At 69.8% G+C, this 26,039-nt stretch carries 21 protein-coding genes and 1 pseudogene; 7 read left to right on the top strand and 15 right to left on the bottom strand.

Features of this window, described 5'->3' with window-relative positions:
* Positions 1 to 393: 393 nt before the first annotated feature.
* On the top strand, positions 394 to 1,251 hold the full coding sequence (locus CMO28_RS13355; RefSeq protein ID WP_296714206.1) for a hypothetical protein: 858 nt from the start codon (positions 394 to 396) through the stop codon (positions 1,249 to 1,251).
* On the opposite strand, the gene CMO28_RS13350 is transcribed toward CMO28_RS13355, so the two are convergent.
* From CMO28_RS13350 to CMO28_RS13325, 6 genes and pseudogenes are all read right to left on the bottom strand, one after another.
* Positions 1,252 to 2,934, bottom strand: coding sequence for a methyl-accepting chemotaxis protein (locus tag CMO28_RS13350; protein ID WP_296714205.1), 1,683 nt, complete (start codon positions 2,932 to 2,934; stop codon positions 1,252 to 1,254).
* Positions 2,935 to 3,081: 147 nt separating this feature from the next.
* Entirely contained in the window at positions 3,082 to 4,692 is a 1,611-nt protein-coding gene (locus CMO28_RS13345; protein WP_296714203.1) for a class I adenylate-forming enzyme family protein, read from the bottom strand.
* A gap of 81 nt (positions 4,693 to 4,773) precedes the next feature.
* Positions 4,774 to 5,264 (bottom strand): annotated as a pseudogene (locus CMO28_RS13340) (YcgN family cysteine cluster protein); the annotation flags it as partial.
* Positions 5,264 to 5,701, bottom strand: coding sequence for an acyl-CoA thioesterase (locus tag CMO28_RS13335; protein WP_296714199.1), 438 nt, complete (start codon positions 5,699 to 5,701; stop codon positions 5,264 to 5,266). The gene CMO28_RS13335 and the pseudogene CMO28_RS13340, both read right to left, overlap by 1 nt.
* Positions 5,698 to 6,399: a glutathione S-transferase family protein gene (locus CMO28_RS13330; RefSeq protein ID WP_296714197.1), complete on the bottom strand. Its 702-nt coding sequence runs from the start codon at positions 6,397 to 6,399 to the stop codon at positions 5,698 to 5,700. The genes CMO28_RS13335 and CMO28_RS13330 overlap by 4 nt, the downstream gene beginning before the upstream one ends.
* A gap of 1 nt (position 6,400) precedes the next feature.
* Positions 6,401 to 7,579, bottom strand: a complete 1,179-nt coding sequence (locus CMO28_RS13325) for an iron-containing alcohol dehydrogenase (protein WP_296714195.1) — start codon at positions 7,577 to 7,579, stop codon at positions 6,401 to 6,403.
* Positions 7,580 to 8,040: 461 nt separating this feature from the next.
* Here CMO28_RS13325 and CMO28_RS13320 point away from each other — a divergent pair, with 461 nt between their 5' ends.
* Positions 8,041 to 11,640 carry an indolepyruvate ferredoxin oxidoreductase family protein gene (locus CMO28_RS13320; RefSeq protein WP_296714193.1) on the top strand — a complete coding sequence of 1,200 codons (3,600 nt, stop codon included), beginning with the start codon at positions 8,041 to 8,043 and terminating at the stop codon, positions 11,638 to 11,640.
* A gap of 134 nt (positions 11,641 to 11,774) precedes the next feature.
* On the opposite strand, the gene CMO28_RS13315 is transcribed toward CMO28_RS13320, so the two are convergent.
* Positions 11,775 to 12,185 (bottom strand): hypothetical protein, encoded by a 411-nt coding sequence (locus tag CMO28_RS13315; RefSeq protein ID WP_062768777.1) that lies wholly within the window; start codon positions 12,183 to 12,185, stop codon positions 11,775 to 11,777.
* Positions 12,186 to 12,325: 140 nt separating this feature from the next.
* Here CMO28_RS13315 and CMO28_RS13310 point away from each other — a divergent pair, with 140 nt between their 5' ends.
* Positions 12,326 to 13,117, top strand: a complete 792-nt coding sequence (locus tag CMO28_RS13310; RefSeq protein ID WP_296714191.1) for an AraC family transcriptional regulator — start codon at positions 12,326 to 12,328, stop codon at positions 13,115 to 13,117.
* Here CMO28_RS13310 and CMO28_RS13305 read toward each other — a convergent pair.
* Both CMO28_RS13305 and CMO28_RS13300 read right to left on the bottom strand, forming a co-directional pair.
* The gene (locus CMO28_RS13305; protein WP_296714189.1) at positions 13,087 to 13,677 is read right to left on the bottom strand and encodes an intradiol ring-cleavage dioxygenase; all 591 of its coding nucleotides are present in this window, start codon (positions 13,675 to 13,677) and stop codon (positions 13,087 to 13,089) included. The two genes, CMO28_RS13310 and CMO28_RS13305, sit on opposite strands and share 31 nt — an antisense overlap.
* Positions 13,678 to 13,741: 64 nt before the next feature.
* A complete protein-coding gene (locus CMO28_RS13300) occupies positions 13,742 to 14,644 on the bottom strand; it encodes a LysR family transcriptional regulator (protein ID WP_296714188.1) in 903 nt (300 codons plus the stop codon).
* Between the two features lie 142 nt (positions 14,645 to 14,786).
* On the opposite strand from CMO28_RS13300, the gene CMO28_RS13295 reads away from it, so the two are divergent.
* A complete protein-coding gene (locus CMO28_RS13295) occupies positions 14,787 to 15,779 on the top strand; it encodes a quinone oxidoreductase family protein (RefSeq protein ID WP_296714186.1) in 993 nt (330 codons plus the stop codon).
* 132 nt (positions 15,780 to 15,911) lie between these two features.
* Here the strand turns inward: CMO28_RS13295 and CMO28_RS13290 are convergent, their stop codons facing one another.
* Positions 15,912 to 16,757 (bottom strand): universal stress protein, encoded by an 846-nt coding sequence (locus tag CMO28_RS13290; RefSeq protein WP_296714184.1) that lies wholly within the window; start codon positions 16,755 to 16,757, stop codon positions 15,912 to 15,914.
* A gap of 129 nt (positions 16,758 to 16,886) precedes the next feature.
* A complete protein-coding gene (locus CMO28_RS13285) occupies positions 16,887 to 19,031 on the bottom strand; it encodes a chorismate-binding protein (RefSeq protein ID WP_296714181.1) in 2,145 nt (714 codons plus the stop codon).
* A gap of 160 nt (positions 19,032 to 19,191) precedes the next feature.
* Here CMO28_RS13285 and CMO28_RS13280 point away from each other — a divergent pair, with 160 nt between their 5' ends.
* Both CMO28_RS13280 and CMO28_RS13275 read left to right on the top strand, forming a co-directional pair.
* Complete coding sequence (locus CMO28_RS13280; protein ID WP_296714180.1) at positions 19,192 to 20,448, top strand: thiolase family protein; 1,257 nt, start codon at positions 19,192 to 19,194, stop codon at positions 20,446 to 20,448.
* Positions 20,449 to 20,639: 191 nt separating this feature from the next.
* A complete protein-coding gene (locus tag CMO28_RS13275; RefSeq protein WP_416370971.1) occupies positions 20,640 to 21,101 on the top strand; it encodes a GNAT family N-acetyltransferase in 462 nt (153 codons plus the stop codon).
* On the opposite strand, the gene CMO28_RS13270 is transcribed toward CMO28_RS13275, so the two are convergent.
* A complete protein-coding gene (locus CMO28_RS13270; RefSeq protein WP_296714177.1) occupies positions 21,064 to 22,071 on the bottom strand; it encodes a GlxA family transcriptional regulator in 1,008 nt (335 codons plus the stop codon). The genes CMO28_RS13275 and CMO28_RS13270 overlap by 38 nt on opposite strands.
* A gap of 167 nt (positions 22,072 to 22,238) precedes the next feature.
* On the opposite strand from CMO28_RS13270, the gene CMO28_RS13265 reads away from it, so the two are divergent.
* A complete protein-coding gene (locus tag CMO28_RS13265) occupies positions 22,239 to 22,880 on the top strand; it encodes an HD domain-containing protein (RefSeq protein ID WP_296714175.1) in 642 nt (213 codons plus the stop codon).
* Between the two features lie 147 nt (positions 22,881 to 23,027).
* Here CMO28_RS13265 and CMO28_RS13260 read toward each other — a convergent pair whose 3' ends face one another.
* From CMO28_RS13260 to CMO28_RS13250, 3 genes are all read right to left on the bottom strand, one after another.
* On the bottom strand, positions 23,028 to 23,672 hold the full coding sequence (locus CMO28_RS13260) for an alanyl-tRNA editing protein (RefSeq protein ID WP_296714173.1): 645 nt from the start codon (positions 23,670 to 23,672) through the stop codon (positions 23,028 to 23,030).
* A 64-nt stretch (positions 23,673 to 23,736) separates the two neighbouring features.
* Complete coding sequence (locus tag CMO28_RS13255; protein WP_296714171.1) at positions 23,737 to 24,666, bottom strand: enoyl-CoA hydratase/isomerase family protein; 930 nt, start codon at positions 24,664 to 24,666, stop codon at positions 23,737 to 23,739.
* A 49-nt stretch (positions 24,667 to 24,715) separates the two neighbouring features.
* Positions 24,716 to 25,951: a cytochrome P450 gene (locus CMO28_RS13250; protein WP_296714170.1), complete on the bottom strand. Its 1,236-nt coding sequence runs from the start codon at positions 25,949 to 25,951 to the stop codon at positions 24,716 to 24,718.
* Between the last annotated feature and the right edge of the window lie 88 nt (positions 25,952 to 26,039).

The following is a 26,039-nucleotide window of genomic DNA, read 5'->3' as shown; positions in this document are numbered from 1 at the left end:
CGTCGGTTGCGTCTTGCCCGGCCTCGGATGGCCCGGGCTCGCATTCTTGGATCGTGGCACCTTGTCCGGTGCCTCGCCGACGCAACGACGATAACGGCGGTGATCGAGAGCTGTCAAATCCAGGTCCAATATTTGGACCCGACCACGTCGTTTCTTTCAAGGCCGTCCGAAAAGGACGCCATACCGATTGCCCTGTCAGCACAAGAGGTCAGGCCGTCTGTTCCATATAATGGATCTTCTGTCGCATGGATGCCGGCTGCATCCGGCCGCGCCGGGTCCGTATCATGGTGCCGCGACCTCGACGGATGCACGACCGCCGGGCATGATGGCCGAAGCGAAGATCACGAAGCCGGGCGCGCCGCGACACCGGCCGGACGACAGGGAGAAACGTGCATGGCCGACACGACCACACCGCCTTCTGCCGCCACCAGGCCGATCGTGGCCGACAGCGTCACCCGCCTGGGGCCCGAGGCGGAAGGGGCGGTGCTGGTGGCCGCCAGCCATGGCGGCGTCTATGCCGCCTATCTGGCGGCGGTGTCGAAGGTCAGGGGGGTGATCCTGAACGATGCCGGGCTCGGCCTGGATCGCGCCGGGATCGGCGGGCTGGATCTGGCCCAGAAAATCGGCCTCGCCGCCGCCACCGTCTCCCACGACAGCGCCCGGATCGGCGACGGCCGCGACATGATGGCGCGCGGTCGCATCTCTCATGCCAATGTCGCCGCGATCGCAGCCGGGGTCGAGCCCGGCCAGAGCTGCGCCGAGGCGGCCGAACGCCTGGCCGCCGCCACCCCGCCCTTCGACCGGCCGGCCCCCTATGCCGAAGCACGCCGGGAACTGACCCCGCGCGGGCCGCTGGGGCCGCGGATCGTGCTGATCGACAGCGCCGCCCTGGTGAAGGCCGAAGACGCCGGCCAGGTGGTCATCACCGGCAGCCATGGCGGGCTGATCGGCGGCGACACCTGGAATGCGCTCAAGACCGACGCCTTCGCGGCCGGCTACAACGATGCCGGCATCGGCATCGACGAGGCCGGCACCACCCGTCTGCCCGCGCTCGACGCCCGGGCCATCGCCGGCTTCGTGGTCAGTTGCAACACCGCCCGGATCGGCGAGGCCGCCTCTACCTACGAAGACGGCCTCGTCAGCCGGGTCAACCGCCGGGCCCATGCGCTGGGCCTGCGCGAGGGCCAGTCGGCGCGGGAAGCGGTGGAGATCCTGATGGACGCCATGGAAGGCCGGATCGAAACGGCCTGATCACCCGGCGCGGATCTGCCGCAGGAATCCGGCCACCTCCCCCTTCAGCCGATTGGTCTGTCCGTCCACCTCGCGTGCGCCGTCGAGCAGGGCTGCGGCACTGGTGCCGGTTTCGGTTGCGTCGCGGCCGACCCCACGGGCATTGGTCGACACGTCGCCTGCCGCCCGGGCGGCCTCGACCACCGTACGAGTGATGTCCGCCGTGGCGGTGGCCTGCTCCTCTGCCGCCGCGGCGACGGCCGCCGACATGCCCTGAATGTCACGAACCACGCTGCCGATGCGATGCATCGCCTCGACCATGGCCGTGGCCGCGGATTGAATGGCACCGATCTGCCCGCCGATCTCGCCGGTCGCCCGCGCAGTCTGGTTGGCCAGCGATTTCACTTCACCGGCAACGACCGCGAAGCCCTTGCCCGCCTCGCCGGCGCGCGCCGCCTCGATCGTCGCATTGAGGGCGAGCAGATTGGTCCGGGCCGCGATGTCCGAGATCAGGGCGACCACGTCGTCGATGCGTGCCGACGCCTCGACCAGGTCGCGGACGCGTGCTTCGGTGGCATCGGCTTCGCTAACCGCCTGTGCGGCGGTCACCGCAGCCCGCCCGACCTGCCCTGCAACCTCGCGGATCGAGGCCGACAATTCCTCGGCCGCCGCCGCCGCCGTTTCCACATGGCTGGCCGCACGCTCTGCCCCCGCCGACGCGGCGCCGGCCTGGGCATCGGTGCGGCGGGCCGCTTCGGCGACATTGCCAGCAACCACCGTCATGCGCGAAGCCGCGCCGGCCACGACCTCCATCGCCCCGCCGACGCTTGCTTCGAACCGTGCAGCCAGCTCGGCCAGCTGGGCCCGCCGTTCCTGCTCGGCCTGACGGCGGCGGCTCTCCTGCTCGCCACGAAGCCGCGCCGCCTCGGCGCTGCCGTTGCGCAGCACCAGAACCGCCCGGGCCAGGGCACCGATTTCATCATGCCGGGCCGTCGCCGGAACCTCGGCGTCCAGCGCGCCACCGGCAATGGCGGCAACCGTGCCGGTCAGCCGGTTGAAGGGCCGGATCACCCGATAGGCCACCAGCAGCATGCCGGCAAGCGTTGAGACCAGCGCCAGAACGATCAGGGCCAGAGACGACAGTTCGGCATCCGCCTGTGCATCATGCGCCTGGCGGTAGACGGTGTCTGCCGACCTGACCTGAACGCCGATCAGGCGATCGATCGAGGCCGTCACCGGATCGATCGCCGCATACAGTGTGTCGCGTACGAAACGATCGAGACCGGCGGTGTCGCCTGCGGCCACGATCGCCGCCAGACGGCCGACTTCCACATCGGCGGCGCGCATCAGCCGGTCGGCCGCACCGGCCAGCTCCGCCTCCTCTCCGCCGGACAACCCCGCACGGTATTCCGCCCAGCGGGCAGCGATCTGCCCACGCGCGGCATCGATCGATGCGGCTGTCGTCGCACGATCGGCATTGCCGTTCCGGAGCTTGTGCGCTGCATCGACGATGGACACCGCATAGGCATCCGAAATCGCCTTCAGCGCCTGCAACGGCATCACCCTGTCGATATAGACCCGCTCGAGCGCGGCATCCGCCCGAACCAGGGCACGCTGCCCGTTCATCGCCACCAGGACCGCGACCACACCCAACAGGCCAAGCACGGCAAACAGCGTGCCCCTGACCGTCAACACCCTCCGCATGCACCCTCTCCATCCGAGTGGCGGCACCGTATCGCCCTCTCCCTCCCATCAAGAGCGATCGCCCGATGGCAGAATGATGACTCAGACGGCGCGTCCACCGGAACAACCGTTAAGGGAGAGGCGCATATTGCGGGAAAGGGGGCCGGGTCAGACGGCGGCGCGGGCCTCGAAGGCCTGTTTATAGGGCTCGCGCAGTTCGCGCTTCAGCACCTTGCCGATCGGGCTGCGCGGCAGTTCGTCGCGCAGTTCCACCGCCGACAGCCGCTGTGCCTTGCCCAGCCGCTCATTGGCCCAGGCGCGGATCTCCTCGGCAGTCGCCTGCTGTCCCGGCTTCAGAACCACCAGTCCGAGCGGGGTTTCGCCCCAGTCCCGGCTGGGCACGCCGATCACCGCGGCATCGGCCACGGCCGGATGGGCGAAGAGCACCGCCTCCAGATCGACCGCATAGATGTTGAAGCCGCCCGAGATGATCATGTCCTTGCGCCGGTCGAGCAGGCGGACGAAGCCGTCCTCGTCGATCGCCCCCATATCGCCCGAGCGGAAGAACACCCGGCCCTCGGCATCATGCCAGAGCATTTCCTCGGTCTTCTCGTCCAGGTTGTGGTAGCCGCTCATCATCGCGGGACCACGGCCGACCAGTTCACCGATCTGCCCCGGGGGCAGTTCCCGCCCCTCTTCGTCGATCACCAGGATCTCGGCACCGGCCGAGGGGCGGCCCACGGTATCGAGCTTGTCGGGATAGGCGATGACGTCGAGCAGGCACGAGATGCCGCCCTCGGTCAGGCCGTAGATCTCGATCATGCCGCCGGGCCAGCGCCGGGCGATCTCGCGCTTCACCTCGGCCCTGAGCGGCGCGCTGGTCGACAGCTTCATCTGGAAGGACGACAGGTCGCGGCGGTCGAAATCCGGATGGTCGAGGATGCGGGTATACTGCACCGGCACCAGCATGGCATGGGTCGCCCGCTTCGCCTCGGCCAGTTCCAGGAAGCGGCCGGCATCGAATTTGGCCATCAGCACCGCAAGCCCGCCGAACAGCACCGTCGGCAGCAGGGCGGCCAGCGTGGTGTTGGAATAGATCGGGGTCGAGACGATCGACACGGTGTCGGGCCCGAAGCCCATGGTCTGGATGCGCCGGGTCTGCGCACCACGCATCTGATGGCTGTGGACGATGCCCTTGGGCACCCCGGTGGTGCCCGAGCTGTAGATGATGTTGAAGAGGTCGAGCGCCTCGATCGCCACCGGGGCAGGCGTGGCGGGGGCAGAGGCCAGCCAGTCGGCAAAGCCGGTCCAGTTACCACCGGGCCACTCGCTGCCGGGCGCCATGTCGAAGCCGATCAGCCTGACATCGCCCAGCCGGTCCAGCGCCGGTTCGATCAGCGGCAGGGAATAGGCATCCACCGCCAGCAGGCGGGCGCCGGAATCCTGCACCATCGCCGCCAGCTGTTCGGCACTCGCCAGCGTCGAGAGCGGCACCGCGCAGGCGCCGGCCCGCAAGGTCGCCATATAGAGCGCCAGCACGTCGACCGCATTGCGGGCCAGCATCGCGACCTTGTCGCCGCGACCGATCCCGTCCTGCTGAAGGGCGGCGGTGATGGCATCGATCCGGGCATCGAAGCCCCGCCAGTCGAGGGCGGTGGTCTCGTCCTCGACAGCCGGTGCGCCGGGCCGTTCGGCGGCATGGGCGCGGATGGCGTCGCTGATGTTCTGGAAGGCGTCGGCGTTGTCGCGGATATGGTCGGTCAAAGTCTGGCGGCGCATGGTCTGGCGGTCCTCCGGTGCCGCGTTCTGCGCGGCGTCATGGTTGCGACCATCGAACGCCCCCGCATCGCAACGGTCAAGACGGCGGCCCCGGTGTCCGCGCTGCGGAATTAATCGGGCCAGGAGGCGACCCGGTCGAACAGTCGGTCTTCGTCCACCGTCTCTTCCGAGACCACCCGGCCATGGGCGCCGACCCCGGCGCGGCGGACGGATCCCGGATCGCCCGAGACCAGCGGATGCCACCAGGGCAGATCGCGGCCTTCCGCCACCAGCCGATAGGCGCAGGTGGCCGGCATCCAGTCGAGCGCGCCCAGATTGTCGGGCGTCAGCACCACGCAATCGGGCACGATGGCCTTGCGGTTGGGATAGTCGCGGCAGCGGCAGCTGTCGCAGTCGAGCAGACGGCAGGCGACATCGGTCGAGAGTACCGCCCCGGTGTCCTCGTCCTCCATCTTGACCAGGCAGCACTTGCCGCAGCCGTCGCAGAGGGCATCCCATTCCTCGCCGCTCAACCGGTCGAGCGGCTTCGCCTTCCAGAACGGGATGCCGCCGCCGGCCGCACCTTCGGACATCAGCCCACCACCAGCGGTTCGAGCGCGGCCCTGAGCGCCGGCGGCAGCGGCACCGGCCGGCGGGTGTTGCGGTCGACATAGACATGCACGAAGCGGCCTTCGGCGGCCGCCAGATCGGCATCGCCGTCGAACAGCGCGATCTCGTAGGCGACCGAGCTGTTGCCGAGCCGGCCGACGCGCAGGCCGGCGGTCACCGGCTCGGGGAAGGCGAGCGAGGCCATGTAACGGCAGGCGCTTTCGACGACCAGGCCGATGACGTTGCCGCCATGGATGTCGAGCGCGTCGCGGCGAATCAGATACTCGTTCACCACAGTGTCGAAATAGCTGTAATAGACCACGTTGTTCACATGGCCATAGACGTCGTTGTCCATCCAGCGGGTGGTGATCGACAGGAAATGGCGGTAGTCGGCGCGGGTGCCGCGGGCCGGCATGGTCATGCGGTCTCTCCGTCCTGGAGCGGGTCTTGGATATCGCCATGGCGGGCGAGCACCGCCGCGACCCGGGGCAAGGCCCGGGCCCTGCCGGCAATGGCGCCCAGATGCGGGGTCACCCGGGCAAAGCGGGCACGCCCGCCGGCCCAGGCGCTCATCACGGCCAGATAGAGGTCGATGGCGGAGAAGCGACTGCCCAGGAACCAGGGCCCGGCGGGGTCGGCCGCGGCTTCGAGCATCCGCCACAACCCGTCGCGCCGCACCTGCATGCCGGCACGGAAACCGGCGAGCGGTTCGCCTGCCAGCCCGGTATCGTCGGCATGTTCGGGCACGGTGACCGCCGGATAGATCTCGGCGACCAGGAAGACCAGCCAGCGCAGGAAGACGGGCCGGAGCGGATCGCCCGCCGCCGGCACCAGTTCCGCCCCGCGCGGGCCGGCCAGATCGGCCAGATGAAGCAGGATGGCGGCACTCTCGGTCATCACCAGATCGCCGCCATCCGGTGCGGCGCCGGGGATCACCAGCACCGGCACCTTGCCGGTGGGATTGAGCGCCAGCAGCCGGTCGCGGCCGGGCCCGGGCTCCCGATAGGGCAGATCCTCAAGGACATGGGGCAGCCCCAGCAGAGCGAGCGCCATCTCGACGATCGCCGAGCCACAGCCCGGCGATCCGATCAGGGTAAGCGGGGCTGCATCATCCGTCATGTCAGAGCGCTGCCTCATAGATCGCGCGGGCATCGTCGAGCGTCACCTCGCGCGGGTTGTTGACCAGCAGCCGGGTCTGCTTCATCGCATCCTCGGCCAGAAGCGGCAGGTGATTATGGCCGACGCCGACCTGGGCCAGCCGGGTTTCCAGCCCAAGCTCTTCGGTCAGCCCCGCCAGCGCATCGGCGAACCGGGCCGAGACCGCTTTGTCACCGCCTGCCCGATCGAGATCGGGGAAAACGATCGGCGCCAGCTCGCCATAGGCCCGCGCCGCCGTCTCGCTCTCCAGATTGAAGCGCAGCACATGCGGCAGCACCAGCGAGTTCGACAGCCCGTGCGGCACGTGGAAATGGCCGCCCAGCGGGTAGGCGAGCGCATGGACCGCGGCGACCGGGGCATTGGCGAAGGCCTGGCCCGCCAGCAGGGCCCCCAGCATCATGTCGGCACGGGCGGCACGGTCGCGGCCATCGGTGCAGGCGCGGCGGATGGCGCCGCCCAGCAGGCGCAGGGCCTCGCGCGCCAGCACATCCGACAGCGGGTTCTTCTTGTACGCGCTGGTATAGGCCTCGATCGCATGGACCATGGCGTCGACGCCGGTCGCCGCGGTCACGTTCTTCGGCAGGCCGAGCGTGAGGTCGGCATCCAGCAGCGCCACATCGGGCAGCAGCAGGGGCGAGACCACGCCTTTCTTCTCGGCGGCCCCGGTGGTGACGATCGAGATCGGCGTCACCTCGGAACCGGTGCCGGCCGTGGTCGGGATCTGCACCAGCGGCAGGCGGCGCCCTTTGGCATTGCCGACACCATAGATCGTGTCCAGGGCGACAGGGGTCGCGACCAGGAAGGCCACCAGCTTGGCCACGTCCATCGAACTGCCGCCGCCCAGGCCGACCACGCCGTCGACACCGGCATCGCGGGCCTCGGCCGCGGCGGTCTCGACCACCTCGGCCGGCGGGGCGGCGACCACGCGGTCGAAGATCACCGGTTCCAGCCCGGCGGCGGTCAGGCTTTCGAGCGCGGCATCGGTCAGACCGAACTTCCGCACCCCGGGGTCGGTGACGACCAGCACCCGCGTCGCCCCGAGATCGCGCATGATCTGGCCGAGCCTGGTGCAGGCCCCCGGCTCGCTGACGATGCTGCGGGTGGTCTCGAAGACGAAGGACGGTACGGACTGCGGCGACATGGCGGGCGACCTCCCAGGGGTAGCCGGCATCGGGGCCGGCGGTTCGTTCGTTGATTAAGGCGCCGGCAGGCCTCGCCGGTCCGGCGGTCAGGATGAGAGCCCCGGCCCCCCGGGTCAAGTCGCTGCCGCACGCGCCACCATGGCATGCATATCCTGCGCGTGGGATCACTCCCCGGTGTATGTCGGTCCACATGGCGTTCGAACGGTGTCTGGTACTTGACGCGTCGCCCGGCCGCGCATCACCATGGCATGTATGGACCGGTCGTGAGCTGCCCATGGCTGGAGATGCCCTTGATATGGGATCCCCGCCCGGCCACTTCCGAAGAGGCAGTGCACCGATACCCGGTGCCGGGCCGGTCCCGTGCCAGCGGCCGCAAGAGAGATGCAGGGTGGCAAATGCCCGCCGCCCGTTTCGTCGTTTCCCCGCGCGGCTGCAAGCTCCCAGGGAGGACGGGTCGACGATGGCGACCAGCGATACCGGAACCGCAGAGGCCCGGTCCGAGACCACGGATACCGGTGCGACGCCGCGGGTGACGCTCGACGACAAGTACACGCTGCCCCGGGGCCGCATCTATGTGACCGGCACCCAGGCCCTGGTCCGCGCCCTGCTGCTGCAGGCGGAACGCGACCGTGCGGCCGGGCTGAACACCGGCGGCTTCGTCTCGGGCTATCGCGGATCGCCGCTGGGCGGCGTCGATCAGGCGCTCTGGCAGGCCCGCAAACATGTCGACAAGGCCGGGATCGTCTTCAATCCGGGTGTGAACGAAGACCTGGCCGCAACCTCGATCTGGGGCACCCAGCAGCTTCATATCGGCGGCGGCACCTCCGACAAGGATGGTGTCTTCGGCCTCTGGTACGGCAAGGGCCCGGGCGTCGACCGCTCGGGCGACGCGATCAAGCACGCCAATCTTGCCGGCACGGCGCCCGTCGGCGGCGTGGTCGCGGTCTTCGGCGACGACCACACCGCCAAATCCTCCACCGTCGCCCATCAGTCCGAACCCGGGCTGATCGCCGCCCATGTGCCGGTGCTGAACCCGGCGACCATCGGCGAGCTGGTCGACTATATCCTGGCCGGTTTCGCCCTCTCCCGCGCCTCGGGCTGCTGGGTGGGGGTGAAGGCGCTGGCCGACACGGTCGAAGGCTCGGCCTCGATCGAGATCGATCCGGCGCGCCATGCCTTCCGCCTGCCCGACGACGTGACCCCGCCGCCCGGCGGCTATCATATCCGCTGGCCCGACCCGCCGGTCGACCAGGAAGCCCGGCAGTTCCGCCACAAGCTGCCCATGGTCCAGGCCTGGGTGCGGGCCAACGGGCTCGACCGCGTCACCCACGACGCCCCCCGGCGCCGCTTCGGCATCGTCGCGGTCGGCAAGGCCTGGGGCGACGTGCTGGAGGCGCTCGACCTGCTGGGCGTCGACGAGGCCCGCCTCGCCGCCCATGGCATCGCCATCTACAAGCCGGCCCTGGTCTGGCCGCTGGAGCCGGTCAACGCCGTGCGCTTCGCACGCGGCCTCGACGAGGTGCTGGTGGTCGAAGAGAAGAAGGCGATCGTCGAGGAACAGCTCGCCCGTCTGCTCTACGGCCTGCCCGATGCCGACCGCCCGCGGCTTTCGGGCAAGACCGATGCCGAAGGCCGGCCGCTCTTCCCCCAGGATGGCGCGCTCGACCAGCTCGCCATCGCCCGCGCCATCGCCGTGCGCTTCGGCCTCGACGATGCCTCCAGGGCGCTCGCTTCGGCCTGCGGCGGTGCCGCCGCGGGTGCGGCGGCCTCTGCCGGCAACGAGCCGCCGCTGCCCGGCCGCTCCCCCTGGTTCTGCTCGGGCTGCCCCCATAACAGCTCGACGAAACTGCCCGAGGGCAGCCGCGCGCTGGCCGGCATCGGCTGCCACGGCATGGCGATCTACATGCCCAATCGCCGCACCACGCTCTGGAGCCATATGGGCGCCGAAGGGGCGGCCTGGATCGGCCAGGCGCCGTTCTCGAAGGACGGCCATATCTTCCAGAATCTGGGCGACGGCACCTATTTCCATTCGGGCCTGCTCGCCATCCGCGCAGCGATCGCGGCCAAGGTGAACATCACCTACAAGATCCTCTACAACGATGCGGTCGCCATGACCGGCGGCCAGCCGGTCGACGGCCAGCTGCTGCCCTGGCAGATCACCCGCCAGGTTTCGGCCGAAGGCGCCGCCCGGGTGGTGGTCGTCACCGACGAGCCCGACAAATATCCCGCCGGCACGCCCTGGGCCGAGGGCGTGACCATCCGCCCGCGCGACGAGCTGGACCAGGTCCAGCGCGAACTGCGCGAGACGCCGGGCGTGACGGTGCTGCTCTACGACCAGACCTGTGCCGCCGAAAAGCGCCGGCGCCGCAAGCGCGGCACCATGGCCGATCCGGATCTGCGCGCCTTCATCAATCCCCGGGTCTGCGAAGGCTGCGGCGATTGCGGCACCACCTCCAACTGCGTGTCGGTGAAGCCGCTTGAGACCGCCTTCGGGCGCAAGCGCCAGATCGATCAGTCGAGCTGCAACAAGGATTTCTCCTGCGTCGAGGGCTTCTGCCCAAGCTTCGTGACCGTGACCGGTGCAAAGCCGGCGAAGCGCGCGGCGGCCCCGAAGCCCAAGGCCGCGGGTGGCGACGGCCCGGCCCCGGATGAAGGTCTGCCGCTGCCCAAGGTGCCGCCGGTCGCAAGCGGCCGGGCCAATATCCTGGTCACCGGCATCGGCGGCACCGGCATCGTCACCATCGGTGCGCTGATCGGCATGGCCGCCCATATCGAAGGCCGGGCGGTTTCGGTGCTCGACCAGACCGGCCTTGCCCAGAAGAACGGTGCCGTCACCTCGCATGTCCGGGTGGCGCCGGTCACCACCCCGCCCCCGGGCGGCCGGGTGCCGCCGGCCTCGCTCGATGCGCTGATCGCCGCCGACATGGTGGTGGCCGCCGGCGCGGAAGCCCGCGCCACCTATGCCGCCGGCCGCACCCGCGGCGTTGCCAACACCCATGTCGTGCCGCTCGCCTCTTTCGCGATCCAGCCCGACATGAAGCTGGGCGACGGCGCGACCGCGATGGCGGTGGAGGCCTCGATCGGCCGGGATGCGCTGGAGCGGATCGATGCCACGCGCATCGCCCGGGCGCTGTTCGGCGACAGCCTTTATGCCAACCCGTTCCTGCTCGGCCTCGCCTGGCAGAAGGGGCTGGTGCCGGTGGGGCTGGAAGCGCTGCGCGAGGCGATCCGGCTGAACGGCCAGGCGGTGGCGATGAACCTGCAGGCCTTCGCCTGGGGCCGCAAGGCTGCCGTCGACCGCGCCGCGGTGCTGCGGGCCGCCGGGCTCGACCAGCCGGCCACCGAAACCGCCCTGCCGCAGGTGGCAGGCGGGCCCGATCCGGAGACGGCGCCGCTGCCCGAACTCCTGGCCTTCTATGCCGACGAACTGGTGCGCTATCAGGATGCCGCCTATGCCGCCCGCTACCGCTCGGTGGTGGAGCGGGTGGAGGCGGCAGAGCGCGCCCTTCTGCCGGGCGGCGGCGATCTCCGCCTCAGCAGGGCAGTGGCCCGCGCGCTCTATAAGCTCATGGCCTACAAGGACGAATACGAGGTCGCCCGGCTCTATACCGACGGCAGCTTCGCCAGGGCGCTCAAGGCCGAACTCGACGGCGGCCGGAAGATCACCCTGCATCTGGCGCCGCCGATCCTGTCGAAACCGGATCCGGTCACCGGCAAGCCACGCAAGACCACGTTCGGTCCGTGGATGTTCAGCGCCATGCGCCTGCTCGCCCGGATGAAGCGCCTGCGGGGCACAGCCCTCGATCCCTTCGGCCGCACGGCCGAGCGCCGGGCCGAACGGGCGCTGATCGAGGCCTATATCAGCCGGATCGACGGGCTGCTGCCGCGGCTGACCACCGCCAATCGCGACCTGATCCGCGACATCGCCGCCGTGCCCGAGAAGATCCGCGGCTATGGCCATATCAAGGAAAGCGCCATGCGCACGGCCGAGGTCGAGGAGAAGCGCCTCCTCGCCCGCCTCGATGCCGGGCCGGAGGCAAGCCGCGTCGCCGCGGAGTGACCGCCTTCAATCTCCGGGATCATCCTCGCCGCCGGCTTGGGCGGGGATGATCCCGGTTGCCGTTTCGGCACATTCGCAAACTTCGCAATTCTTCTGCCATCATCTTCGCAAACTTCGCAAGACGACCGCCCGCGTCAACCGCGGGCGAGGAGATCGCGTGCCGCCTCTTCGACCCCGGCTTCCGACGCCACCACCCGGGCCGGGACACCGAAGGCCTTCTCGGCCATCAGCGCCTGAGCCTCCATCACCAGTCGCCGGCTGCGGCTCTCCTCGACGACGATCATGCCCTTGCAGATCAGGCCCAGCACCTCGCGGCTGCGCTTGAGCCAGAGCGCCCGGCGCCTGCGGTCCTCGTGCGTCTCTTCCGGCTGCGGGCCTGAGAAGATCACGACGAAAGGCGTGCCGCGGTCGAGCAGGGCCTGCATCTCTTCTTCCCAGGCGACGGCATAGCCGGGCCGCACGGCATCAGGCCGGGCGCGGACCAGCGGGAAGGCGGACAGGTCGTGAACTATGAACCGGAGATCGGCGCCGGGGATAGCGGACATGACGGAAGGGTCTCCTCTGACGGATCGGGGCACGGATGCGCCCTGACGATCACGCTAGACGCCCGGGCGCTTGCAGCGGTAACCGCATCCGGACAATAAATGTTGAGAAGCTGCCAGATCGCAGGGGAGATGCGCCGCGCATGGATCTGTTCGACCGCCCCGACGGGCCGCCGGTCATCGCGCTGGCGAGCGGTGTGGGGCTTGAGAACGATTTCCCGCTCGGCAGCCATGAAGTGGACTGGCATGCCCACCGCCGCGGCCAGCTGATCTGTATCGAGACCGGGCTGATGCACAGCCGCACGCCCCATGGTTCATGGCTGCTGCCGCCTCACCGGGCGGGATGGATGCCGCCCGGCATACCCCATTGGGGAGCGATGACCGGCGTCACCTCGGGCTGGACCGTGCTGGTGGCACCCGAGGCCTGCGCCGGGCTGCCGGCCGGCCCGCAGGTTCTGGCCGTGAACGAGGTGATGCGGGCGCTGGTCCGCCGTGCCGCAGGCTGGTGGCGGGCCGACCGGCTGGATGCCCGTCAGGAACGGCTGACCGCCGTGCTGCTCGACGAGATCGCCGCCGCCCCGGCCGAACCGCTCCATCTGCCCATGCCGACGGAGCGGCGGCTGGCCCGGATCGCGACCGCGCTTGCGGCCGATCCGGCCGATGACAGAACCCTGGAAGACTGGGCGAGCCAGGTGGGGCTGTCGCCCCGCACGGCCCGCCGGGCCTTCATCGCCCAGACCGGCATGACCTTCGGAGAATGGCGCCGGCAGGCGCGGCTGGTGCGGGCGCTGGAGATGCTCGCGACCGGCGAGCCGGTGGCGATCGTCTCGGATGCGCTGGGCTATGCGGGGCCCAGCAATTTCATCGCCATGTTCCGGCGGCGCTTCGGCACCTCGCCCGCCCGCTATTTCGCCACCACGAAATCGAAGCCATAGCCGCCATCGGCCGCCTGGGCCATCACCAGGTCGGGCCGGAAGATCCGGTCGCGATCATTGCCGGGCTCGTCCGTGAAATAGAGCTGGGTGGTCAACACCGGCCCGCCCGGGGCCTGGACCCGGATGTGGATGTGGCGGGTGCGGCCGGGATAGAGGCCGGGCCTGAGCGTCGTCAGCCGGTAGCGTCCGGCATCGTCGGCGAACTGATGGCCGCGCATGCGGAAGCCCCGATTGTCGTAGGCACCCGTCGGATCGGCATGCCAGATGTCGAGCAGCGCGCCCGCGATCGGCCGGCAGTCGGTATCGAGCACCCGCCCGCTGACCTGCATCACCTCGCCATCAGACGCATCGGCCGTGAAATCCGCCTTCTGCGGTGATCCCGGGCTGAAATAGGGGCCGGCGGTCTGCCGGGGCGTGGGATCCCCTGCCCCGCAGGCCGGCGTCGCGGCGCGCGTCATGCCCGGCCGGACGAGGCCCGCAAAGGGCAGCAGCACGGCCGCACCGGCCGAGAGATGCAGCAGGCGCCGCCGCGACGGCTGTCGATCCCGGATATCGGCCATGACCTTCCCCCTCCGCCCATCGATGCTCTGAGACAGGGCATATCGGGTCTCTGGCGCCGGCAGATCAGGGGGTGGCGGGCGCCCCCGTGGGCTTTGCCACGCCGGAGCCGTCGAGCAGCGCCCGGTCGCGGGCACAGGCGCCGATCACCGCATCCATGACCGCCCGCACCCGGGGGGAGCGGCGCAGATCGGCATGGACAAGCAGCCAGATGTCGCGGCCGGCCTCGCCTTCGGTGTCTTCCACCACCCTGACCAGCCGGGGATCGGGATCGGCAAGGAAATGCGGCAGGGCGGCGAGCGCCAGACCGGTCGCCGCATATTCGGCCAGCGCCGCCAGATCATTGGCCCGCAGCCGGATCGGCCGGCCGGCCGCCTGGCGGATCAGCCAGCGCTGCTGCGCCACACCGGCCAGACGGTCGTCATAGCCGGCGAATTCCCAGCGCGCCGGCGGACGGGCGGCATGTTCGGGCGTGCCGTAGAGGGCGAAGCCCATCCGGCCCAGATGCCGGCTGATCAGTTCGCCATCACCGGTGCGCTCCAGCCGGACCGCCAGATCCGCATCCCGGCGCAGCAGGCTGACCGCGCCGATATCGCCGGCCAGTTCTAGTTCAAGCTCAGGATGGGCAAGGGCCAAGGGCGCCAGTCGCGGCGCCAGGAAATGCGCGCCGAAGACCGGCGGTACCGCCACCCGCACCGTGCCGGCGAGCCCGCCCGCCGCCGCACCGGCACGGCCGAGGGCGATCACCCCCTCTTCCACCCGTTCGGCCGCCGGCAGCAGGCGTTCGCCGTCGGCGGTGGGCACCCAGCCGCGCGGCAGCCGGTCGAAGAGCCTGAGGCCGAGCGCGGTTTCCAGCGCATCCACCCGCCGGGCAACCGTGGTGTGGTCCACCTTGAGCACCCGCGCCGCCCCCAGCAGCGACCCGCTGCGCTGAAGCGCCAGGAAATAGCGCAGATCGTCCCAGTTCATCGCCCGCTCATGCCCGGATCTGTGGATAATTCCACAGAGATTGCGCAAAGCTGCCAGCTGTTTGGGTGGATGTCCACAGATCTATCCTCAGCCCCAGGGCCGCAGCACCCCGCCGCGGCCGAGGCTGAAGGAGATCCGATCCATGTCCGCTGTCGCCACCGCCCGCGCCGTCCGCCTTCATGCGGCCGGGGGGACCGAAGGTTTCCGTGTCGAGGAGCTGCCGGTGCCGGCCCCGGGACCGGGCGAGATCCTGATCCGCCAGACGGTCGCCGGGCTGAACTTCCTCGACATCTACCACCGCCGCGGGCTCTATCCGCTGCCGGCCCTGCCGACGGTGATCGGTGCCGAGGCGGCAGGCGTGATCGAGGCGGTGGGGCCCGAGGTCATGGGGCTGGCGCCGGGCGACCGGATCGCCTGGGCCGGCGCCCCTTATGGCGGCTATGCCACCCATCGCCTGCTGCCGGCCTGGCGGGCCCTGAAGCTGCCGGATGCCGTGGGTGACGACATGGCCGCCGCCTCTCTGCTGCGCGCGCTGACGGTCGAGATGCTGTTCACGCGGGTCAGGCCAATGCAGCCGGGCGAGACCGTGGTGGTACACGCCGCCGCAGGCGGGATCGGCCGGATGGCGATCGCCCATGGCCGGCGGCTGGGGCTGCGGATGATCGGTATCGCCGGCGGGGCCGAAAAGGCGGCGCTGGCCCGCGCAGCCGGCGCCGATCTGGTCATCGACCGCAGGGCGGAAGATCCGGTGGCCGCGGTGCAGGCGGCAACCGATGGCGGCGCCCATCTGGTGATCGACGGCATCGGCGGCGACATGCTGGCCCGGAGCTTCGGCATGGCCCGCCGTTTCGGCATGGTCGCGAGCCTGGGCGAGGCAGCGGGGCGGATCCCGCCGATCTCCGTCTATGATCTGGGCCCGGCGCGATCCATCGCCCTCGCCCGGCCGAGCGTGATCGGCTTCATCTCCGATGCGGAAACCTATCGCAGCGCCGGTGCCGCCGTGATCGCGCGCATGGCAGAGGGGCTGATCGTGCCGACCGGCGGCCGCCTGCCGCTCGACCGGATCGCCGAGGCGCATGACCGGCTGGAATCCGGCGCCGGCACCGGCGCCCTGCTGCTCGATACCGGCGCCTGATCGCGCGCAGGACGCCCCAAACGCGTAACGGCCCGCCGAGGGGGGCTTCCCCGGCGGGCCGTCACGGTGCCCGGAACCTCGGCGGTTCCGGGCCTGATCGGTCTGGGCCTGATCGGCCTGGGCAGTGGGCGGTCAGTGCGACATCAGCACCGGCACGGTCATATGGCCCATGATGTGGCGGGTAACGCCGCCCAGCACCAGCTCGCGCAGACGGCTGTGGCCATAGGCACCCATCACCAGCAGATCGATATCGTTCTCGGCGACATGGTTCAGCACCGCATCGCCGATGCCGACATCGCTGGTCGACATCTTCTCGACCGCCACCTCGACATTGACGCCGTGGCGGGCCAGATAGCGGGCCATGTCGTGGCCGGGCGCCTCGCCATGGCGGCCGGGCTTGGGATTGATCACCAACAGCTTCACGGCATCGGCGGTCTTCAGCATCGGCAGGGCGTCGACCAGCGCGCGGGTGGCCTCGCGGCCGCCGTCATAGGCGGCGAGCACCTTGCTGCCGACCTTGCCGCCCTTGGGCAGGCCGATATAGGGGACGACCAGCACCGGCCGGCCGGCACCGAACATGGTTTCCTCGATCAGCAGGTCACCGGCATCGTCGGTGCCGGGCTCGGGCTGGCCCAGAATGGTCAGATCGGCATAGCGGGCATGCAGGGCGACGCGGTCGATGTAATCGGTGGCGATCACGCTCTCGGAGCGCATCTCGACGGTCATGTGCCGCCGCTTCAGCATCGTGTCGATCTCGGCCAGGCGCAGCTTCGCCTGCTTCTTGCGCTCTTCCGCCGCCGCTTCCAGCACGCTGGAGGGGACATGCTCCATCATGTAGCCGGGCATCACCACGTCGACCGACAGATAGACGGCGGTCAGATGGGCGTCGAACCGCTCCTGCAGCATGCGCGCGACATCGAGACGGGCTTCGGTCGACGGACGATCGTCGACATGGACGAGCAGGCTCTTGTAGGACATTGACCGGACCTCCTGGGGGGACTGCGCGAAAGCTCCACCGGCGACCGCCGGTGCGGCACCGGGCGGGGCTGGCATCCCGTCCGATGGCCATCACTCTAAACCCTGGATGCATCCGAACCTTGATCCGGATCAAGCCTTCGCAAAACCGTCGGGAAAAAGTGCCGCCAGCGGTGCCGAGGCCTTGAGCGCCACTTCATCGATCTCGGCCTCGGGGTCCGACAGATGGGTGATGGCACCGCCGGCCCCGACGGTGGCGCCCTGGCCGTCGACCACGGCGGTGCGGATCACCATCGAGAGGCGCAGGGATCCGTCCAGGCCGATGCGGCCGATGGCGCCCGAATAGACCCCGCGCGCCTCGCCCTCCAGCCGGTGGATGATCTCGAGCGTGCGGCGTTTCGGCGCACCGGTCATCGACCCGCCGGGAAAGCAGGCCCGCAGCAGCCCCGCCGTCCGGCGCCCCGGCGGCGCGGATGCCAGCCGGGCGGTGACGGTGCTCACCAGCTGATGGACGGTGGCGAAGCTCTCGATCCCGAACAGCACCGGCACCGCCACCCCGTCGGGGCGCGCGACCCGGCCCAGATCGTTGCGCATCAGATCGACGATCATCAGGTTTTCGGCGCGTTCCTTCTCGCTCGCCGCCAGTCCCGCGGCAAGTTTCGCATCCTCGACGGGATCGGCGGCCCGCCGGACGGTGCCCTTGATCGGCCGGGCGGTCGCGATGCCCGCCACCGGGTCCAGATCGAGAAAGAGTTCGGGCGATCCCGACAGCACCGCCATGTCGCCGAAGCCCAGCCAGGCCATCAGCGGTGCCCGTGCCGCGCGGCGCAGCCGGCGATAGCTCTGCCAGGGGTCGATCGCCCCGCGCACCCGGAAGCGGGTGGTCAGGCAGATCTCGAAAGACTGGCCGATGCGGATCAGCCGCTGCGCGGCGCGGATGCGGCGGCGATAGGCGGCGCGATCATGGACTGCCGCGACCGGCAGGGCGGCGGGGGTCATGTCGGGCGGCGACAGAGGGCGGGCAGATGCCAGGCGGCCGGCCCAGGCCTCCGCCCAGGCATCGGCCTGAGCGGAGGCCCCGGCATCGCCTGCCGGCACCAGCATCACCGCCTCGATCGCATAACGTCCATCGGCGCCGGCCCGGGCCACCAGCAGCCGGTCGGCCAGGATCAGGCGCAGATCATCCCGGCCGGAGGGGTGGTGGGCCACGCCGGTGGACAACTCCGCCAGTTCGTAGCCCAGATAGCCGAAAAAGCCGGGACCGGGCAGCCGCCCGCCGGCGCCGTCGGCAAGCGGCGCCAGCGGGCCGATCCGATCGATCGCCGCCCCCAGCAGATCGAAGGCGTCGCCCGCAACCTGCCCCAGCCGCTGCCCGCCGCCGTCCGCGACGGTCATCCGGCGGTCGGCGACGCGATAGGACAGACGCCGTGCCAGCGGCCCCTGATCGGGGATCAGCACCGGCTGCGCCGCCGGATCGCCATCGGCGGGATCCAGCCAGACCGACCAGCCGCTCAGCCGGCGGACGAGGTCGGCCGCCGCCTCGATATCGACGCCCTCGGCGAGCGGCCGGCGCAGCACCCTCCACCCCTCTGCCCCGGCTTCGGGCAGCAGGCCGGGCGGCCAGGGATCGTCCACCGGCGGCACCGCAAGCCGCTGCGCAGGGGCCGCCGGTGCCGCGGTTCCGGGGCCGGCCAGCCGGGCGAAATTCGCCAGCAGTCGCGCGCCATCGGGCGTCAGGATCGATTCCGGATGGAATTGCAGGCCGTAGACCGGTGCCGAGACGTGGCCGAGCGCCATCACCGCGCCGTCATCGCCGGCGCGGGCCAGAACCTCGAGCCTGTCGGGCAGCGGTTCGGCCGCGATCAGGGAATGGTAGCGCACGGCTTCGAAAGGCGAGGCCACGCCCCGGAACAGCGGATGGCCCTGATGATGCACGGGGCTGGTCCGGCCATGGCGCGGCTCCCCCGCCTGCACCACCCGCCCGCCCGCCGCGGCGGCGATGCCCTGATGGCCAAGGCAGATGCCGAGCACCGGCAGCCGGACGCCGGGGCTGAGCGCCAGTTGCAGCACCTCGGCCCCCAGCCGGAAATCCGCCGGCGTGTCGGGCCGCCCGGGGCCGGGCGAAATCAGCACGGCCTCGAAGCCGTCCGCCGCAAGCTCCGCCCAGCGCGCGGCATCATGCGGCACCACCAGCGGCAGCTGCCCGGTGACCTGCCACCACAGCCGGGCCAGATTGCCGGTGAAGCTGTCATGGTTGTCGATGAGCAAGGCCCGCATCGGTTCCCGCCAGTCCCCCACTGTTCCGTGCTGTCAGCATATAGCCGGAGCGATCGGCCCTGGCGACGGGGAGTTGGCCGATCACGACACTTGCCTGCCAAATGACCCATTGGTAAGTTCCCATCCCAAGAGACGATCCCCACGCCGGAGCTGCCCGACCATGCGCGACGTCTATATCATCGGTGCCTTCTCGACCGCCTTCGGCAAGAAGCCCGAGACCGGCTTCAAGGCTCTGACCCGCGAGGCCTATACCGGCCTCCTGGCCGATGCCGGGCTGGAGACGGGGGCCGGGATCGAAACCGGCTGGTTCAGCAATTGCGGCATGGGCAGCTGGGGCCAGCGCAATATCCGCGGCCAGGTCTGTTTCACGCCGCTGGTGCGCGAGGGCCTGTTTCCCGAGCGGGTGCCGATGGTCAATGTCGAGGGCGGCTGCGCCTCGGCGATGATGGCGCTGTCCGGCGCGTTCAAGGATGTCGCCTCGGGCGAGGTCGAGCTGTCGATGGCGATGGGCGTCGAGAAGACCTTCGTGCCCGGCGATGCCGAACGCACCAAGGAGATCTTCGAGGGCGGCATCGATCAGATGGACCCGGATGAATGGCGGCAGTACTACGCCGCGGCCGGCGAGACCGCCAACAAGCCCTTCGAATACGGCCCCGACCGGACGGTGTTCATGGACACCTATGCCATGCAGGCCTGCTATCACATGGCGAAATGGGGCACGACCCAGCGCCAGATCGCCATCGCCGCCTCGAAGAACCACTGGCATGGCAGCCTGAACCCCAAGGCCCAGTACCGGTTCGAGGTTTCGCCCGACGAGGTGCTGGCCGACCGGCCGGTGAGCTTCCCGCTCACCCGATCGATGTGCGCGCCGATCGGTGACGGCGCCGCCGGTGTGCTGGTGTGTTCGAAGGATTATCTCGATGGTCAGCCGGCCCATATCCGTGCGCGCGCGATCCGCATCGCCGGCCTCGCCATGTCGGGCGGCAAGTATCGCGATCTCGACGAGCCCGGCCTGAGTTCGGTGGCGGCGAAGAAGGCCTATGCCCGCGCCGGGCTCAGCCCCGCCGACATCGATCTGGTCGAGCTGCACGACGCCACCTCGTTCTGCGAACTCTATCAGCTGGAGATGCTGGGCTTCTGCGAGCCCGGCACCAGCGGCCGCTTCATCGAGGCGGGCGAGACCCGGCTGGGCGGCCGGCTGCCGGTCAATACCTCGGGCGGGCTGGTCTCCAAGGGCCATCCGGTGGGGGCGACCGGCCTGTCGATGGTCTCGGAACTGGCCGCCCAGCTCCGCCACGAAGCGGGCGACCGCCAGGTGGCGGATGCGAAGATCGCCCTCGCCGAGAATGGCGGCGGGGTGGTCGGCTTCGACGAGGCCGCCTGCGCGGTCGCCATCCTGGCCCGCGCCGACGCCTGACCGGTACCACAAGGGTCCGGCGCGCGTGCGCCATGATCTTTCCGGCCGCGCTCGCACGTCCCTGGCAGCAGCGGCTCTCTTGCGGGGCGGCCCCTTATCCCCCGGGCCGTCCCGCATTTTTCTCTCGCCGGCTGGACGACGCCGCACAGGCATGACAGCCTCGGGCACCCGCCCGGAGGAGATGCCTTATGATCGCCCCCAGCCTCGTGATCCGTCCGGCCACCGAAGCCGATCTGCCAGCCATCGTCGCCCTGCTCGCCGATGACGTGCTGGGCCGGACCCGCGAGGATCCGCGCCTGCCGCTCGACCCCGCCTATGTCTCGGCCTTCCGGGCGATGGCTGCCGATCCGAACCAGATCCAGCTGGTCGCGGACGCGGCGGGCCAGGTCCACGGCACGCTCCAGCTCACCATCATTCCCGGCCTCTCGCGCAAGGGCCGCATCCGCGGCCAGATCGAGGGCGTGCGCGTCGCCGGCACCGCCCGCGGCCAGGGCCTGGGCGAAACCCTTATCCGCCATGCCATCGGCCTTGCCGCCGATCGCGGCTGCAGCCTGGTTCAGCTGACCACCGACCTCACCCGCAAGGACGCCCACCGCTTCTACGAGCGGCTGGGCTTCACCGGCAGCCATCTGGGGATGAAGCTGGAGCTTTGATCACCTCCGGCATCCGGAATCGGGCGCGGTACTCGGCCGGTGTCACGCCCAGCCGGCGCAGGAAAGCCGCCCGCATCCGGTCCACGCCACCGAAGCCGGATGTCCAGGCTATTGCCTTCAGCGGCGCATCATCCGCCTCGAGCAGGCGGCGAGCGGCATCAATGCGGGCACTCTCAACAAAGTCACGTGGCGTCGTACCGGTCTCCCGGAAGAAGAGCCGCGTGAAATTGCGAGGACTCATGCTCGCGATGCGCGCGAGATCCTCCAATCCATGCGGCGCTGACGGCTGCTCCATCACATGGGCCTGGACCCGGGCGACAGGCGAACGTTCGTCGACAGGAGCGGTCAGGAACGGGCTGAACTGCGACTGGCCGCCCAGACGCTGTGCCACCACCACCAGCCTTCTGGCGACAGCCAGTGCCGCCGCACGCCCATGCGCCTCGGCAACCATGCCGAGAGCGAGATCGATACCAGCAGTCACACCCGCTGACGTCACCAGACGGCCATCACGTATATGTATGCGGTCGTGTTCGACCCGAGCCGCGGGGAACATGCGGGCAAGTCGGGCCGCGTTCTGCCAGTGGGTGGTAACCGACCGGCCGTCGAGCAACCCGGCATGGCCCAGGACGAAGGCGCCGGTACAGATCGAGCCGTAAAGTGGCGCGGCTTCCGCCACCTGCCTCAGCCAGCGCGTGACAGCGGCATCAGGCTCAGCCTCGGGGAGGTCCGGCCCGCCCGCGACCAGAACTGCATGGTAGTCGAGGCCCGCTTCGTCGACAGACAAATCGGCTGACAGGCGGAGGCCCGCCGTGGCGCGGACAGAGCCCGCACGTCCCGCAACCAGCACGATCTCGTAGCCTGCCTTGGCGTCGATAAAGCCGTTGGCCTCAGCGAACACGTCTGCCGGGCCTGCAACGTCGAGCAGCTGCACACCCTCGTGGATCAGGATCGCTACACGCTGCGCTGTCATTCCCCCTATGCCTCCGCCTGTTCGTCCGAAAAGCACGTACAGACGGCCGGAAACCGCGGACTGGTCGCGTTGCCCAGGCTCCGGCACGCCTGCAACACTCAGCACGCATGAGATGGCTGCGGACCGGCCACTCTCCTCCACTACACTTTCGATAACAAGAGGCAGCCATGACCAGGACCGTCGCCGGAATCCGTATCCCTGACAGCGCACTTGCCCGCCAATGCGACCAGTTGGTGCGCGATACCGAGTCCGATCTGCTGTACCACCACTCCAACCGGGTTTTTCTGTTCGGCGCGCTGACCGGACGCCGCAAGAAACTGCCGGTCGATCACGAACTGCTCTATGTTGGCGCGATGTTCCACGACATGGGCCTTCAGCCACCCTATGCCAGTGCCACGGAACGTTTCGAGGTCGACGGAGCCAATGCCGCCCGCGACTTCCTGCGCGGCCACCATATCGACGAAGGCGATATCGATGATGTCTGGGACGCAATCGCCCTCCACACCACGCCCGGCATTCCTCAGCACAAGCGCCCCGTGGTCGCACTCGTCACCGCTGGCGTGGAAGCAGATGTGCTCGGCATCGGCTATCACGATTTCACCACCGCGGACCGGGACGCGGTCTGCGCATGCCATCCGCGCGGCCACGGCTTCAAGGAAGGCATCATCCGCGCTTTTGCGAACGGTACCCGGCTCAAGCCCGAGACCACTTTCGGCAATGTGAAGGCTGACGTGCTGGCCCGCAACGAGCCCGGCTATCGCCGGACGGACTTCTGCAGCCTGATCCTCAACGCACCCTGGACAGAGTAGGCGGTATCAACGATCAAGCCGTCAGCACGGCGTCGAGCTTCACCCCCGCGCGCAGGAAGCCGGTGGCGGCGACGGTAATGCCACCGCGGACCAGGCTTCCGGCCGTCATTCCAACCGTCCCCGAAGGCGGAGCTTCTGCCGCGACACTCACGGCGCCACAAGCCGCATCTCGATCCGCTCCTTGCCCTTGCCGACATTCACCCGCTTGAGCGTGATCGCGCCCACTTCGCCGGTGCGCCGGAGATGGGTGCCGCCACAGGGCACGCGGGCAACACCCTCGACCTCCCAGTAGCGGCGGCCGGCCGCCTGATCCGAAAAGGCCGAAATGATCGGGAGGTCGGCGGCGACGAGTTCCGCCACATCGGCCAGGAAGACCGGCAGCAGCGGCGTCACGGGGCTGGGCCAGAGGAAGTCAATCCGCGCCTTGTCTTCGGCGATATGCGCGCCGATCTTGGCCGCCCCCGGCATGTGCCGGTCGGCCAGTTCCAGCACCAGCTCGGCGGCGAAGTGCAGCCGCATCAGCCGGTAGCGGCGGGTCATATCGATCTCGGCCGTGACCGGGGCCCCCGGTTCAAGGCCGTGATCGGGGGCGAGGCGGTAGCGGATCCCGGGGCCATCGGCGACCGCTTCGAGCACCTCGTGGCCACCGATCCGGCCGCGATCGCTCTCCTGACCGCCCGAGAAGGCGAAAAAGATCGTCCGGTCGAGGGTGATCCAGTCGCCGTCGACCGCCGCGACCCTGCTGTCCAGCCGGTCGAGATAGGGGTCTTCCCAGAAAAATCGCTCGGTCATCAGATCCCTCCGCTTTGGCGATACGACAGGCCGCAACGGCCGGCGACCACTATGCCGCCCGACATCATGCCGTGCCGGCTTCGGGCGCCTTGACCGGCGCCTGAGCGGCAGCTAGCGCCGCCTCGTCGATCCGTCCGTCGGCATCCCTCGCCATGCGGTCGACCAGGGCGCGGGTGTCGGGATCGGTCAGGGTATCGACGAAGAGCGTGCGCTCGGCCGCAAGCCCCTGTTCCAGCGTGCCGTCGAGGGCGGTGCGGACCAGCCGCTTGGCATGGGCGATCCCCAGCCGCGGCAGGGCGGCAAGGTCTGCGGCGAGGGCGACCGCGGCACCGGCGACATCGCCGCCTTCGGGCACCAGCGCCGAGAGCAGCCCCAGCCGATCGGCCTCGGCCGGAGAGACGATGCGGCCGCGGAGCACGAAATCCAGCGCCCGGGCCTCGCCCAGCAGCCGGGTCAGGCGCTGGGTGCCGCCACCGCCCGGCAGCAGCCCGGCGCGCACTTCCGGCAGGCCGAACTTCCAGGGCCCGTCGAGGGCCACCCGCAGGTCGCAGGCCAGTGCCAGTTCGAAGCCGCCGCCCATCGCCCAGCCGTTGAGTGCGGCGATCCAGGGCCTGGCGCTCGCCTGGATCCGGTCGAGACAGGCATTGAACGGGGCGGGTTTCACCGGCCGGGAGAGATCGTTGAACCGCCGGCCGGAAGCCGCGACCTTCCCGGCCGTCGCCCCAAGCTCGATCAGGCTGTAATGGCGCACGAACATGCCGGGCACGGCGCCGGTCAGCACCACGGCCCGCACGCCCGGATCGGCATCGAGCGCCGTGACCGCTCCGGCGAGCGCATCGGCGGCGGCGGCATCCATCAGCCCCTCGGGGCCGGGATCGATGCGCACCAATGCCACGCCCGGTGCCGGGCGGTCGATCTCGATCAGGGGCGTCTCGGGCGTTTCAGGGGTCTCGGGCGTTTCAGGGGTCTGGGCGGCGTCGGCTTCACGGGTCATCGGGCGGGCGTCTCCTGGGGGTCGGCTTTTGATTGAGCCCCAGCTTACCTCAGGCCGCCACCGATTTGCCCGGCCGGAAATGCACCGGCAGCGAGGTGATGCCGCGCATAATCAGCGAATCATGCCAGTCGGGGGCGGCGGTACCGAGGGTTAGGTCGGGTATGCGGCGGGCGATCTCGCGACAGGCGATCTCGGCCTCCAGCCGGGCGAGCGGCGCGCCCAGGCAGAAATGGATACCCTGGCCGAAGGTCAGGTGGCGGTTGGGGCTGCGGTCGATGACGAAGTCGTCCGGCGCCTCGAAGACCCGCGGGTCGCGATTGGCGGCGTTCAGCATCGCGAAGACCCGGTCGCCCTCTTTCAGTTCCCGCCCCTCCATCTCGTGCGTCACCCGCACCACCCGGGCGATACCGCCCGAGGGGCCGTCATAGCGCAGGCATTCCTCCACCGCCGTCGCCAGCAGTTCGGACGAGGGATCGGCCACCAGCCGCGCCCAGGCACCGGCATGCATCCGCATCGAATAGATGCCGTTGGAGATGAGGTTGGTGGTGGTCTCGTGGCCCGCGAACAGGAACAGCATGGCGGCGGCGATCAACTCGTCCTCGGTCAGCCGTTCCTCGGGCGTGCCGGCGGCGATCAGGGCGCTCAACACGTCCTCGCCCGGCCGGCGGCGGCGATCGGCGATCACCTCGCGGAAATAGGACGACATTTCGAGCGCGCCACGACGTGCCCGCTCGTACTTGTCGGGCACGTCGCGGGCGCTGCCCAGGAACAGCGCCAGATCGTCCGACCAGTCCTTGAACCGGTCCAGCTGATCATGCGGCACGCCCAGCATGTCCATGATCACCGTCGCGGGCAGGGGGTAGGCGAAATCCCGCACCAGATCCATCCGGCCCCGCGGCAGCAGATCGTCGAGCAGCCGGCCGACGATCCGCTCGACATTGGGGCGCAGCCGCTCCACGGCCCTGGGGGTGAAGGCCTCGTTCATCAGCCGCCGCAGCCTTGTGTGCTCGGGCGGGTCGCGGAACACCATCCAGAGATTCAGATAGCGGATCAGCTCCCCCCCCACGCCGCGCCGGGCCTCGGGCAGGCTGTCGTAAAACGGCGTCAGCCGGTCGGGCGACATCCGCCTGTTCAGGGCCACCTTGCGGACATCGGCATAACGGGTGATGACCCAGGCGCGCAGATGCGGGTTCCAGTGCACCGGATCCTCGTCCTGCAGACGGCGGAACGACGGGAAGGGATTGTTGCGGATCTGCGGATCCCTGGGGTCGTAGTCGACGGTCATCTTGTCGCGGCCTTGGTCTCGGGTGAGATTGGGGATTGAGCGAACGAACGTTTGGTGCCATTCCTCCGAAGCTAGCAGGTCGACCTTA

Source organism: Tistrella sp. (assembly GCF_002684955.1).
In the GTDB taxonomy this organism is placed as follows: Bacteria; Pseudomonadota; Alphaproteobacteria; order Tistrellales; family Tistrellaceae; genus Tistrella; species Tistrella mobilis.
Note: the sequence above shows the minus strand (reverse complement) of the source record. Positions and strands in the feature narration are given on the sequence as shown.